Annotated in this window: 13 protein-coding genes and 1 pseudogene; 9 read left to right on the top strand and 5 right to left on the bottom strand. The window is 46.2% G+C overall.

Going from position 1 to position 12,352, the window contains the following annotated elements; translation table 11 throughout:
- The first annotated feature begins 151 nt into the window (after nucleotides 1–151).
- Nucleotides 152–878: pseudogene (locus tag HQM11_04410) on the top strand (IS6 family transposase).
- A gap of 119 nt (nucleotides 879–997) precedes the next feature.
- Nucleotides 998–1,843, top strand: coding sequence for a hypothetical protein (locus tag HQM11_04405; protein ID MBF0350246.1), 846 nt, complete (start codon nucleotides 998–1,000; stop codon nucleotides 1,841–1,843).
- Between the two features lie 5 nt (nucleotides 1,844–1,848).
- Here the strand turns inward: HQM11_04405 and HQM11_04400 are convergent, their stop codons facing one another.
- Nucleotides 1,849–2,709, bottom strand: coding sequence for a universal stress protein (locus tag HQM11_04400; GenBank protein MBF0350245.1), 861 nt, complete (start codon nucleotides 2,707–2,709; stop codon nucleotides 1,849–1,851).
- A 70-nt stretch (nucleotides 2,710–2,779) separates the two neighbouring features.
- The gene (gene leuA / locus HQM11_04395) at nucleotides 2,780–4,483 is read right to left on the bottom strand and encodes a 2-isopropylmalate synthase (protein ID MBF0350244.1); all 1,704 of its coding nucleotides are present in this window, start codon (nucleotides 4,481–4,483) and stop codon (nucleotides 2,780–2,782) included.
- A 302-nt stretch (nucleotides 4,484–4,785) separates the two neighbouring features.
- Here leuA and HQM11_04390 point away from each other — a divergent pair, with 302 nt between their 5' ends.
- Together HQM11_04390 and HQM11_04385 are read left to right on the top strand one after the other, a co-directional pair.
- Complete coding sequence (locus tag HQM11_04390) at nucleotides 4,786–4,950, top strand: AAA family ATPase (protein MBF0350243.1); 165 nt, start codon at nucleotides 4,786–4,788, stop codon at nucleotides 4,948–4,950.
- Nucleotides 4,951–4,980: 30 nt separating this feature from the next.
- Nucleotides 4,981–5,937, top strand: a complete 957-nt coding sequence (locus tag HQM11_04385) for an aldo/keto reductase (protein MBF0350242.1) — start codon at nucleotides 4,981–4,983, stop codon at nucleotides 5,935–5,937.
- A 97-nt stretch (nucleotides 5,938–6,034) separates the two neighbouring features.
- On the opposite strand, the gene waaF is transcribed toward HQM11_04385, so the two are convergent.
- Nucleotides 6,035–7,216, bottom strand: coding sequence for a lipopolysaccharide heptosyltransferase II (gene waaF / locus HQM11_04380; protein MBF0350241.1), 1,182 nt, complete (start codon nucleotides 7,214–7,216; stop codon nucleotides 6,035–6,037).
- 159 nt (nucleotides 7,217–7,375) lie between these two features.
- On the opposite strand from waaF, the gene mutM reads away from it, so the two are divergent.
- From mutM to HQM11_04355, 5 genes are read left to right on the top strand one after another with little or no spacing between them, the layout of a single operon-like run.
- A complete protein-coding gene (gene mutM, locus HQM11_04375; protein MBF0350240.1) occupies nucleotides 7,376–8,188 on the top strand; it encodes a bifunctional DNA-formamidopyrimidine glycosylase/DNA-(apurinic or apyrimidinic site) lyase in 813 nt (270 codons plus the stop codon).
- Nucleotides 8,088–9,074 (top strand): hypothetical protein, encoded by a 987-nt coding sequence (locus tag HQM11_04370; protein MBF0350239.1) that lies wholly within the window; start codon nucleotides 8,088–8,090, stop codon nucleotides 9,072–9,074. The genes mutM and HQM11_04370 overlap by 101 nt, the downstream gene beginning before the upstream one ends.
- A gap of 18 nt (nucleotides 9,075–9,092) precedes the next feature.
- Complete coding sequence (gene rsmH / locus HQM11_04365; GenBank protein MBF0350238.1) at nucleotides 9,093–10,064, top strand: 16S rRNA (cytosine(1402)-N(4))-methyltransferase RsmH; 972 nt, start codon at nucleotides 9,093–9,095, stop codon at nucleotides 10,062–10,064.
- Nucleotides 10,057–10,512 carry an rRNA maturation RNase YbeY gene (gene ybeY, locus HQM11_04360; GenBank protein MBF0350237.1) on the top strand — a complete coding sequence of 152 codons (456 nt, stop codon included), beginning with the start codon at nucleotides 10,057–10,059 and terminating at the stop codon, nucleotides 10,510–10,512. Before rsmH ends, ybeY begins: the two co-directional genes overlap by 8 nt.
- 2 nt (nucleotides 10,513–10,514) lie before the next feature.
- The gene (locus HQM11_04355) at nucleotides 10,515–11,420 is read left to right on the top strand and encodes a TIGR00730 family Rossman fold protein (protein MBF0350236.1); all 906 of its coding nucleotides are present in this window, start codon (nucleotides 10,515–10,517) and stop codon (nucleotides 11,418–11,420) included.
- Nucleotides 11,421–11,615: 195 nt separating this feature from the next.
- Here HQM11_04355 and HQM11_04350 read toward each other — a convergent pair whose 3' ends face one another.
- Both HQM11_04350 and HQM11_04345 read right to left on the bottom strand, forming a co-directional pair.
- Complete coding sequence (locus tag HQM11_04350) at nucleotides 11,616–11,879, bottom strand: DUF1640 domain-containing protein (GenBank protein MBF0350235.1); 264 nt, start codon at nucleotides 11,877–11,879, stop codon at nucleotides 11,616–11,618.
- A gap of 38 nt (nucleotides 11,880–11,917) precedes the next feature.
- Nucleotides 11,918–12,247 carry a hypothetical protein gene (locus HQM11_04345; GenBank protein ID MBF0350234.1) on the bottom strand — a complete coding sequence of 110 codons (330 nt, stop codon included), beginning with the start codon at nucleotides 12,245–12,247 and terminating at the stop codon, nucleotides 11,918–11,920.
- Nucleotides 12,248–12,352 lie beyond the last annotated feature (105 nt).

Here is a 12,352-nt window from a genome sequence, read left to right as displayed (position 1 = left end):
CAACAGCAATACCCCCGGCTCTGATGATATTTCCGGGTAGTTAGACTTAAAGGAAAACCCTCACGGTTCTGTCGCATCTGTTGCAAGTTTTTAAAGAATTGGTAAATTCTCCACTCATTTTATCCTCCTGCAACCATCGATAAAGGCGACGATGCTCCAAGCCCAACACTTCAAAGGTTATCAGTTCCCCAAAGAAATCATTTTACAGGCGGTGTATTGGTATTTAAGGTATGCATTGAGCATCGGGAAATCGAAGAGTTGATGCAGGAGCGTGGGGTAGAGTTGGATCATGCCACCCTTCAACGTTGGGTCATCAAATTTGTCCCTTTATTGGAAGCTTCTTTCCGTAAAAAGAAGAAGCTTGTTGGCAAGAGTTGGCGCATGGATGAGAGGTATATCAAGGTAAAAGGAGAATGGCGTTATCTCTACCGTGCTGTTGACAAAGAAGGAAATAAATAGATTTCCTGTTGACCAAACATCGTGATACCAAGGCTGCCAAGCGATTTCTCAAAAAATCACTCAGACACAATGGAGTTCCTGAAAAGATCACTATTGATGGCAGTGCAGCTAATAAAGCAGCTATCGAAGACCTCAATAAGGAACAGAAAACTGATATCGAAATCAGTCAGATAAAGTATCTCAACAATATCGTCGAGCAGGATCATCGAGGAATAAAACGCGTTTACAAAGCAACTTTGGGATTTAAATCTTTTCACTCCGCAAGAGTCACCCTTAGCGGTATCGAAATCGTTAGGATGATCAAAAAAGGTCAGATAAATTCGGTGGATAATTCCGCAAAAAATTCAGATGAAATCTTCTATGCTTCAGCTTCATCAAACTACATTTCATTAGAGGGTTGTTGCCCTTCTAATATTTAGTCCAAACGATGCGACAGAACCGTTTGAGGATCATCTACTGTTTCGCTCTCATCCCACCACTACAGCGGTGGGCTTTCTCGCTCACGTTTTTCGTAAAAAGGTGTACATTGAGTATTCAAATGAAGAACAATGCTATCGGCATTTTGGGGCTCGGATTTCTGGGAACGGAACTCCTGCGCATCCGGGACTGGGGACCCGATTCATGGGCCACCACCAGAGTCGCCGGGGCACAACTTTCTGGATCAGTTCAGTCTGTTTTGTTTGATTGGAGCCAACCGGAATTGTGGAAAAATCTCCCTGAAACGCCTGTCACCCTGGTGCTCACCATACCGCCGTTGCTGAGAGATGCGGAAGCAGAAGCAACGCGTTTACGACAATGGGCACGCTGGATGAATCAGCAAAGACCTCATTGCCGGAAAATCATTTATATTTCATCCACTGGCGTGTATCCGGATCAGGAAGGCGTTTGGGAAGAAAATACCACGTTTATTGCAGATACTGTCAATGGTGCCTTACGGTTGACGACAGAACAAGTATTGAGAGAATTTTTTGAGCTGAAAGTGATCCGGCCTGGTGGAATTTATGGCAGAGAAAGAAATTTGATAACACGTTTGATACATCAACAGACGATTCCGGAAACACTACGTCCAACACATCGGATCCATGTTCGGGATCTTGCGTCAATCCTGAGTCTTTTGATCCGGGATCCTGACGCTCCGGAATTGATCAATGCTGTGGATTTGGACCCCATGCCGTCTGTTCTGGCGTTAGTGGAACTGGCACAACATCCGGAGTGGTTTCCAGGGGTGGAGTCAAGTGTCTGGGCTTCCGTTCGTAAATTACCTCAGCCAGATCCAACCCTGATCAAAAATCGCCTCATAGCCAATCAGCTTCTGGTCAACCGGATTCAATATCCATTTCAGTTTCCTACCTTTCGAGAGGGATTTCCTGCCTGTTTTAGGTGAAATACTCAGTTTGGCGGAGCTCTGAAAACATAAATGGGACATCCTGAATGATGTGCCATATAATCCGTGGTGCCGCCAAGAAACATTCTTTCCGCAAAACTTTGTGAGTGTGCGGCCATCATGACCAGCTTTGCCTGAATTTCAATCTGGCTTTCCACGATGAGCAGATAGGGAATACCATATTTAACAGTAGCCTTCCAGGGAATATTGAGCTTCATATCATTCAGATACTGATGAAGCTCATTTGTCAGGGTTTCATGAAGTTTCTGATCAATTTGAGCATGATTCGCATTTGTATTGGGATCAAACATCATTGTTTCCACTCCGGGATCCATACCAAACAGGGGATTGGTTGGCTCTTGAGACTCACGGATATATAGAAAAAACAGTTCGGCATTTTCACGAGCCGCCCACTCTTCTGCGGAATGAATCACACAGATGTTGCTGGTGCTGTAATCGACCGGCACCAATATCCTGTTTTGTACAGAAGAAGTGAACTTCTTGTAAATCAGAACCGGACAGGGCGCATGATGCAGCAGATAATCTGTATTACTACCCAGCAACAGGCGTCCTATGAGTGTGTGCGAATGAGACGCCATCACGATCATGCTGGATTGTTCCTGCTCGGCGGTTTTCAAGATAATATTGGATGATTTTCCATAACGATGAAGCACCTGATGGGAAACCTTGATGGTTTGTCGTGCTACAAATTCCTCAAAATATTGTTCAGCATCAGGATCTCTTTTGGCGTGCACATGAAGAAAATCAATGGATTTCTCATGTTTGACAGCATATTCTTCAGCAAAGCGAGCCACTTCCAGGCTGATTGCGGAATTATCGAGCGGTACCAGAATCCGATTGGTCATATTGCCTCATGCAATTAGTGGAAAATATCCTGTTGAACCGCGGTTCATTTTAACCACGGTTCCTTGGGGGTTATGCCTTCTGACGAACCTGAATCATCAGTGCCTGGTGTGCTTCCGCACGGTTCAAGGCGCTCAACAGTGCCTTGATGGATGCGATACTGATATTGGGATCTACGCCCACACCAAAAAACTGATCATTTTCAGCGGTCTCAACCTGAATATATGCGGCCGCTTGTGATTTGGATCCAACTTCCAGCGCATGTTCTTCATAACTGCTGATTGAAAATTTAACACCGATCAAAGCCCTCAGGCCTTCACTGAAAGCGTCAATGGGACCATTTCCGTCTCCGGAGAAACGAAATTCTTCGCCATGAACGGTCATCAGCGCATTCACATGGGTGTGTCCTTCCTGTTTGGAATGAGAGGATGTCTGAACCTCACAATTTTTCATGGCAAGCGCGGAAAATTCACGCAGATATTCCTGCCTGAAACATTGCATGATATCCGCTGGCAAAATTTCCTTACCAGTCTGATCGGTGAATCGCTGAATGGTTTTTGCAAATTCAGGATGCATGTTTCTGGGAAGTTTGTAACCAAATTCATTTTCCATGATATAAGCCACCCCCCCCTTACCAGACTGACTGTTGATCCGGATGATGGCTTCGTATTTTCGGCCAACGTCCGCCGGGTCAATCGGCAGATAGGGAACATCCCAGTGAGTTGAAGGATGTTTTGCGTAATGACGCATGCCTTTGCTGATGGCATCCTGATGCGATCCGGAAAAAGCGGTGTAAACCAGATCCCCCGCATAGGGATGCCGTTCATGAACTCTCATTCCGGTACAACGCTGATAGACATCAACCACACGATTGATATTGGTGAAGTCCAGTTGCGGATCCACACCCTGTGAAAACAGATTCAAGGCCATGGTGGTAATGTCCAGATTGCCAGTGCGTTCTCCATTGCCGAACAGGGTTCCTTCCACACGGTCAGCTCCGGCCATCAATGCCAATTCTGAGGCCGCAACTCCGGTTCCACGGTCATTGTGGGTATGCAAACTCACAAGAATCGAATCTCTTCTTGAAATATTATTACAGAACCACTCCACCCGATCGGCATACACATTGGCCGTGGACATTTCGACAGTCGCGGGCAAGTTGATGATCACTTTTTTCTCAGGGGTTGGTCGCCATACATCCAGAACCGCTTCGCAAACTTCCAGGGCATAAGTCAGTTCTGTTCCGGTGAAACTCTCTGGCGAATATTCAAAGGTTACATCGACCTCAGAATATTTCGCGGCATAATCCTTGAGCAACTGGGCACCATGCACTGCGATTTCAATGATTTCCGCCTTGTTTTTGCGGAACACCATGCGGCGTTGAGCTTCTGACGTGGAGTTGTAAAGATGAACCACGGCCTTTTTTGCACCGCGCAAGGCCTGAAATGTTTTTTCAATCAAATGATCTCTTGCCTGGGTCAAGGCCTGAACAGTCACCCCCTCAGGAATTCTATTTTCTTCAATTAATTTTCTTAAAAAATCATGCTCAACCTGTGCGGCTGAAGGAAATCCGATTTCAATTTCCTTGAAACCCAATTCCAGCAACAACTGGAACATCTCAAGTTTCTGCGCAACTGACATTGGATCTGATAAAGCCTGGTTGCCGTCACGCAAATCGACGCTGCACCAGATTGGCGCGTTCCTGATGGTACGGGACGGCCATTGACGGTTTGGCATATCCACTACAGGGTAGGACGAGTATTTTTCAAAATTCATTTTCTTCATGGCAACCTCTCTGGCCAAAGGACAAAAAAAAAGCCGTGAGGGACTCCCCACGGCTTTTTTAGCTGTGGGAAAACCCACAGCGATTCTCAAAATACATCACACTGCGGCTCCTGTGCCTCATTTTATTTGAGATAGTCCAAGGAGTAACAGCGCAAGATTTTTGAACATACGAACCTGATCAATTAATTTTGAGAATTGGTACGAATTATTTTGCGCTGAGTTTAGTTAAAGACATCTCAGGCTGTCAAGATAATTTTTATTAAGGCTCGGGAAAACCCGGATCGAAATAAAAAATGTTTTGGTTCTGTAATCTTGATCCGCTACATTGTTTTTTTCAGGACCGCAAACACTTTATCGAAGTGCTGAAAAACGAACCGGAACGCTACATCTTCTTTTTGAGACCCCGACGTTTCGGCAAAAGTCTGTTTGTCTCCATGCTGAAGAACTACCGGTATTGATTTATATGAACCTTTCACCAGACAGGAATCATGCGCTATCAAACTTTAGGAACAACCTCTATTGAAATTTCACGGGTCATCATGGGAACCTGGCAAGCGGGAAAAACCATGTGGGCTGGAATTGATGACAACCAGATCCAGAAAGCACTGAAATCCGCTTTGGATTCAGGCATCACGACTTTTGACACAGCTCCAATCTATGGCGATGGTTACTCGGAAAGAACGCTGGCCAAAGCTTTCAGGAAATGTCGGTCTCAAGTAATTTATTTTTCCAAGGTGTTTCCCAACAAACTTGGTTATGAGCAGGTGATTCAATCTTGCGAACAATCACTTAAAAACCTAGAAACTGATGTGATTGATCTGCTGCAAATCCATTGGCCTGCCGGGACCTTTGGCAGTAAAAAAGTGCCGATCGAAGAAACCATGCGCGCTCTGGTTCAATTAAAAAATGATGGAAAAATCAGAGCAATCGGGGTTTCCAATTTTTCAGCACAACAAATGGAGGAGGCCCGACAGTTTGGTCCGATAGAAAGTGTTCAGCCTCCGTTTTCGCTGTTCTGGAGACACGCCGAACAGGAAATTCTGCCTTATTGCCAGCAGCATCAGATGACGTTGCTGGCCTACTCACCATTGGCACAGGGAATTCTTGCCGGAAAATTTGGAGAGGCTCCACAGTTTGCCAAAGGCGATCATCGGAAAAGTCACCGTTTGTTTCAACCGGATGTGTACCCAGTGGTGCAACAGGCATTGCTCCAATTGAAGGACATCGCAGATTCAAGGTCGGTGAGTCTGAGTGAACTTTCGCTGGCGTGGATTCTTCATCATGAGGCTTCGTGTGTGATCGCAGGCGCCAGAAATCCGGAACAGGTGACCTCTAACGCTCGCTCAGCGGATCTGGTTCTGAAGGAGGATGACTTTGAAAAAATGAATCAGCTTGGAAGCAACGTTACGGATCTTCTGGACGATAACCCGTTGCAATGGCGTTAACCCGATCCCTGTTATTTTTGTAAGCGTTCAGCCGTCAGCTATCAGGAATTCTCAAGAACAGGAAGCCAAATGATATTTTCTGCTACTGAACGCTTACTTATTTTTTGGTCACACCCGGTGCCGCTTCAAACACACCCGGATGTTCCAGTGCGGCCATGGTTTCGTCAGCGCGTGGATAGAGAAGTCCCTGAAGTTCGGAAGAATGTTCCATTTCAATGCGTTGCAATAATAAAAAGACCTGATTGAATACTTCATGCGGCAGAATCTGTTTGAGACAATTGTAATGTCCGAAACGGCATTTTTTCTTGAAACAGGGAGAACATGCCAGATGGAGATGCAACACTTCCGCATAGGGATTCACCGGCCCAGTCCACACGGTAGACGTGGAACCGAAAATAGCGATTTGCGGACGGCGGAGGGCCGACATGACATGCATGGTTCCAGAATCATTGCTTATCAGCAGTTCTGAACGTGAAAGCACCGCCACCAATTCTGCCATGTTGGTTTTGCCGCACCAGTTGATGACCAGCGGGTGGGATGACCGGACACTCTCTCCATAAACATGTTCTTGTGGCGTGCCCAGCAGAACCACCGGAATTTTCAGATTCTCACAAATATCATGAACCAATTCACGATAATATTCGACAGGCCATTGTTTTGACGGACCAAAAATGGCACCCATCGCAACCGTGATGAACCGCTCAGGCAAGGTTTGTTTGAAGGGCGCCAGTTGTGATTCAATCCATGCTTCTGTCATGTCCAGATTGGGGCGGTATTGCGCCATGGAAAAAGATTCACCCAGTAGCGCCAGATATTCCTGAATCAAATGGGTTGTCCGGGGATGATGCGCATATCTTTTGGCTGGATGCAGTAGCCATCCTCGCATTTGTCCGGAATAGCCGATCCGCTCGGGAATTCCGCTGTGGTAAGCCATCCACGCTGAAGAAAAACTGGGCGGTAACACATAAAAACGATCATAGCCTTTGTCTTTGAATTCTTCGCCGAACATTCCCAGGGCATGACGCTTCCGGTCAAACGGAATGATTTGTCCGCGCTGAGGTAACGGCAGACTGTCAAACCCTGCTCTGACAATCAAATCGACTCTGGCTCTGGGATAAGTGTCCAGCACCGCACGGATGAACGCTGTGGACATCATCAGATCGCCCAGCCAGTTTGGGGTGCGGATGATGATTTTGGCAGGAGGTGGTTTCGATGCCTCCAGACCCAGCGATTTTTTAACAGAATGCAATATCTGATTCGAATATGACGATGGTTCCATTCCTGTCTTTATTTTGAGTTTATGTTCTTGTAAACATCCCGCTTGACAACATCCATGTGAAATCGGGATTATGAGTGCTTTCCTGTTATTAGCGACTGAGCCCGATTGTCGCAAGATGAAACAACAATCCTCGTGTTTCCCCATTTGTGAAAGCATGTCATGCCTGAACTACCAGAAGTTGAAACAGTCGTCAGAGGTTTGCGCAAACGGGTGGAAAGTTCCAGAATTCTGAAGGTTAAAGTTTTCAGGGAAACTCCGCTCTCGGTGAAGGCTGATGTTTTTGCAAACGCCTTGGCTGGCCAGCAAATCAGGGTGATTCGCCGACGTGCCAAATATCTGTTGTTTGAACTGGACCGGCACATTTTGCTGGGGCATTTGCGGATGACAGGAAAATTTGTGGTGACCCATCCTGATGTGGCTCAAGGCCCGTATCATCGTGTCTGGTTTTATCTGGAACCTGAAGCTCTGCTGGTTTATGAAGATGTCCGATGTCTCGGAACGCTGGAATTACTGACCCCCGAAGAGGCTGAAAAGAAGCTGGAAAAACTTGGACCGGAACCGCTGGCGGAAACCTTCACCTCCCTGGAATTGTTTCAGCAATGTCAGAAATCAGCCAGGCCGATCAAGGTGTTTTTGCTGGACCAGCGGAATATCGCCGGCATTGGAAACATTTATGCGTCTGAAATTCTGTTTGCGTCTGGACTTAACCCGGAACGTCCAGCCCATCGGATTTCAAAAAAAGAATGTCAGAAAATGTATGAGGCGATGCGGCGGATCTTGCAGGATTCCATTGATCATCATGGCACTTCTGTTTCTGATTTTCGCAGAGTTGATGACAAAACTGGAGAATTTCAGAATTTTCTGAATGTGTATGATAAAACGAATCAGCCTTGTCGGATCTGCCACACTCCGGTTCAACGCATGGTTCAGCAACAGCGTAGCACTTTTTTTTGTCCAACCTGTCAACCGTAGCATGGATTGCATGAAACAATTTTTTCTGACTCTTATTTTTATTGGTGGACTTTTATCCCCGACACATGGAGCCCCACCCGCCTGGATTTTATGGGCCGGACCCGAACAGACAGGTACGGGTGATTTTGCCAGAGAACTCCAGCGATTCTGGAATCATCCGGGACGACAGAATGAGGTGGCTCTTGAATATCGTCCGGAAGTGTTTGCGGAGGAACGAATCAGAAAACTGCTGTCAAAACAGGGGAAATGGGCGGTGATTGAAGCCGGGCAGAGTTCACAGGTTTTAAACAATAAACCACGGATCAAGGTAGTAACCGTCCTTTGGCCCAATGTGCTACAGATCATCGGAACAAACTCCGGTTTTCAGACCAAAGCGGATTCTCAGTTATATATTTATGATAATGCATCCGATTGGTCTGACAGTCTCAAAGGGCAGTTCAGCACTCTGGAATGGAAATGGCTGTCCTCAATCAAAGACCCGTGGCCTGCGGTCACAACCTCTGATTTTGTGGTATTTTCCGGGCCGTATCCCACAACGGGTATCACCACCTTCCTGAATGACCATTCAGAGTTTCAGTTGTTGTCATTGCCTTCCAGTTTGTTAAAAAAAACCAAAGCGGAATTGAAAGGGAGCCTGGTTCATACCATTCCTGAAAAGACATATCCCCGCATGACACAATCTCTGGAGGTACCTGCCGTGTATCATGTTCTGGTCACACGGGGAGACACTCCGAATGCCGATGTGGAACAACTGTTGACACAGATATTTATCAACAATGGACTAATGGCACATCCCCTGTTTCGACTGCTGGATGCCAAAACCAACGCGGAATTCAAGGATTTCTATTCTTATCATCCCGCAGCCCGGACATTTCTAAAATTGTGATTCACCTATCGGTTCCCCTTGTCAGAAACCTATTCTCATTTGTCTGTCCTGCCTGATGAAATCGTTGGTTATGCGCCGACCAACTGTCATCGGATTCTGGATTGTACTCTTGGCGGAGCTGGACACAGCCTGAAATTGCTGAAGGCGTTTCCAGAAGCAATACTGACCGGTGCTGACCGGGACCCTGCCGCACTTGAGGCTGCCGCACAAACATTGAAGCCCGTGGAACAACGTGTCCAGCTTCTTCACTGTGCCTTTTCCCATCTGGATGATTTGTTAAGTCCGGACGTTCTGTTTGACTATATCATTGCTGATATTGGCGTCTCTTCTCCCCAACTTGATCAAGCAGATCGAGGTTTCTCGTTTTTATATGAAGGGCCTCTCGATATGCGTATGGATCCTTCCACCCAGAAAATCACAGCGGCAGAACTTGTGCGGACTCTAAGTGAAGAGGCACTCGCCAGAATTTTTTTTCAATGGGGTGAGGAACCCATGTCTCGCCGCATTGCCCGAGCCATTGTTCAGGAACGTCAACAGACGCCCATCACCACCACCAGTCACTTGGCGGCATTGACCGCTGCCGCTGTTCCAAAAAAATTTCACAAGAAGGGATTCCATCCGGCAACCCTTACCTTTCAAGCGTTGCGGATCGCTGTAAATCAGGAACTCAACGAACTGGAATCGTTGCTGCGAACCATGATTAAATACCTTGATCTTTATGGACGCCTGGCCATTATTTCGTTCCATTCGTTGGAGGACCGGATCGTGAAAAACCATTTCAGAAGCTGGGAAAATCCATGCCAGTGTCCGTCTTCTCTGCCTTATTGTGTTTGTGGTAAAAAACCGCTTGGCAGAACATTGTCCAAAAAGCCGGTGACCGCATCCGCTGTCGAACAAAAACTAAATTCTCGAAGCCGAAGTGCCAAACTGCGAATCTTTGAACGAACCCTGGAACATCTTCCGGATCTAACCGCTTTTTCTTATGATTGACATCAACCTGGCCCCTGGCATCAAAAATCCTGTTCCAACCAAAAAAATGAAACATGCTCTTGGACTGTTTTTGCGAGTGTTGGAACATACCAATCAACATCTGTCTGTTTATCTCACGCATGACAAGGAAATGGCGGAGTTGAATCAGCAATACCGTCAAAAAAACAAACCAACCGATATTCTGTCCTGGTCTTATTGGGAGGACAGTCCGGAATCTGGCGAATTTGGAGAACTCGCTGTTTCTATGGACCGTGTCAGGGAACAGGCTGTTGAAAATGGCTGGGATGAAAAAACAGAGTTGTTTCGACTCCTTGCGCATGGTTGCGCGCATCTGGCAGGCTATGATCATGAAATTTCAGAAACGGAAGAAAAACGCATGTTGCTGGTTGAACAGCAGATGCTGGTAAAAATTGAACTGGGCCATCTTTATGGCGAATTGGGAGAATAAATATGGGAGTTCCGCATTATATTGATGGTTATTCATTCACCAACAAAACGTTTTTGCTGAGTCCGGAAGCCTCTATACTCAGAAGCCTTGCGGAATCCCTGTATCCGGCCTATTTATCCCGGAAACTACAGGAAAATCAGCCCATTCATCCCCATCCAATTCCAGCCCTGGATGAGCAGTTTGTCGCCAGTCGTGAAGCCCTGTGGTTTCGTGTGCTGGCAGAAACTATTTATGCGGAAATCATTCTTCAGCGGGAAGAAGTCAAGCACACCGTTTTATGTTTTGGTTCGGCCAGAATTGGTTCCAAAAAATTCAAGGGCACCCCTGAAATGGCTGTGTATTACAAATACGCGGAAGAACTTTCTGAAAAACTCACCCGCTGGTCGATGAGTCTGGTGGAACCCGGAAGTCCACCTCCGTTCATGATCTGTTCTGGCGGCGGCCCCGGCATCATGGAAGCTGGAAATCGCGGTGCCATGAACGCAGGCGGACGCTCCATCGGATTGAACATTCATTTGCCCACGGAACAACAGCCCAATCCTTATATCAGCAAAGAGTTTGTGTTTAACTTCCAGTATTTCTTTACCCGGAAATTTCACTTTCTGAAACGGGCCAAGGCCATTGTCGTTTTTCCCGGAGGCTATGGCAGTCTGGACGAACTGTTTGAAACCCTGACCCTGATTCAAACAGGAAAGATCGATCCGGTCAAAGTCATTTTATTTGGAACAGCATTCTGGAAAGACATTCTCAATCTCCCCCGCATGGTGGATCATGGCGTCATAGCCCCCTCAGATCTGGAACTTTTTGAATACCACGATTCTGTAGAAACCGCTGTTCAAGCCATTCAGCAGGAATTGCTGACCATCCTGAATCATGAAAAGCTTCATTCCTTGCCGACAGTTCTTTAGTACAATCACACGGAAATGGGGCAAAATAAGGATGGAATATCGAACAAGGAATGTCGAAGGTTGAAGTTTTTTCTTTCGATATTCAGTATTTCATATTCTGCGGTTCGATATTCAAATGGATGAGGGCGTTGGTAACGTTATGGGATCAATTAGCGCAGAAGGATTTTTAGTGTCAGAAGAATACCTGGAGTTGGATTACAGTAATTTGACCAGAGTGGCCATGGCCCCAACGGCCACTACCATGAGACTGCCGAGACGAATGGTCATTCTCATTTCCAGTTCTTTGATATCTCGTTTCACTTCCTGAATATCCCGTTTTACTTCCTGAATGTCCAATTTGGTTGCAATGTTATCATCCAGGATATTCTTGAGTTCCTCCGTCAGCACTTTTGCCTGTTCATGGCTGAAATTCACTTTTTCCAGTCTTTCCGCAAACGCTAATGTGTCAAATATCAGCATAATTCCTTTTCGATGCGATCTGCGATTCAGTTGTTTGTCTAAAGCAATTTGACCAGAGTGGCCATGGCCCCAACGGCCACTACCATGAGACTGCCGAGACGGATGGTCATTCTCATTTCCAGTTCTTTCAGGCGAGTTTCCATTTTGACTTCCAGTTCCTTGATGTCCAGCTTTAATTCTCGTTTCACTTCCTGAATTTCCCGTTTCACTTCCTGAATTTCCCGTTTCACTTCCTGAATATCCAGTTTGGTGGCGACGTTATCATCCAGAATATTCTTGAGTTCCTCGGTCAGCACTTTTGCCTGTTCATGGCTGAAATTCACTTTTTCCAATCTTTCCGCAAACGCTAATGTGTCAAATATCAGCATAATTCCTGTTCTGTGGTTCGAGTTGTCTTTTTTGCTTAATCCAGAAGTCTTACACACAACCTAACAGAAGAGATAAAAATGAACAATGAAGAATTGTTATCAAAG

The sequence above is a fragment of the SAR324 cluster bacterium genome (assembly GCA_015232315.1).
GTDB lineage: Bacteria > SAR324 > SAR324 > SAR324 > NAC60-12 > JADFZZ01.
This window is presented reverse-complemented; position numbering and strand designations above follow the sequence as displayed.

Bases quoted from the DNA above. Each gene is read 5' to 3' on its own strand.
- HQM11_04405 (MBF0350246.1), top strand. From the start codon at position 998: ATGAAGAACAATGCTATCGGCATTTTGGGGCTCGGATTTCTGGGAACG.
- HQM11_04400 (MBF0350245.1), bottom strand. From the start codon at position 2,709: ATGACCAATCGGATTCTGGTACCGCTCGATAATTCCGCAATCAGCCTG.
- leuA (MBF0350244.1), bottom strand. From the start codon at position 4,483: ATGAATTTTGAAAAATACTCGTCCTACCCTGTAGTGGATATGCCAAAC.
- HQM11_04390 (MBF0350243.1), top strand. From the start codon at position 4,786: ATGTTTTGGTTCTGTAATCTTGATCCGCTACATTGTTTTTTTCAGGAC.
- HQM11_04385 (MBF0350242.1), top strand. From the start codon at position 4,981: ATGCGCTATCAAACTTTAGGAACAACCTCTATTGAAATTTCACGGGTC.
- waaF (MBF0350241.1), bottom strand. From the start codon at position 7,216: ATGGAACCATCGTCATATTCGAATCAGATATTGCATTCTGTTAAAAAA.
- mutM (MBF0350240.1), top strand. From the start codon at position 7,376: ATGCCTGAACTACCAGAAGTTGAAACAGTCGTCAGAGGTTTGCGCAAA.
- HQM11_04370 (MBF0350239.1), top strand. From the start codon at position 8,088: ATGATAAAACGAATCAGCCTTGTCGGATCTGCCACACTCCGGTTCAAC.
- ybeY (MBF0350237.1), top strand. From the start codon at position 10,057: ATGATTGACATCAACCTGGCCCCTGGCATCAAAAATCCTGTTCCAACC.
- HQM11_04355 (MBF0350236.1), top strand. From the start codon at position 10,515: ATGGGAGTTCCGCATTATATTGATGGTTATTCATTCACCAACAAAACG.
- HQM11_04350 (MBF0350235.1), bottom strand. From the start codon at position 11,879: ATGCTGATATTTGACACATTAGCGTTTGCGGAAAGACTGGAAAAAGTG.
- HQM11_04345 (MBF0350234.1), bottom strand. From the start codon at position 12,247: ATGCTGATATTTGACACATTAGCGTTTGCGGAAAGATTGGAAAAAGTG.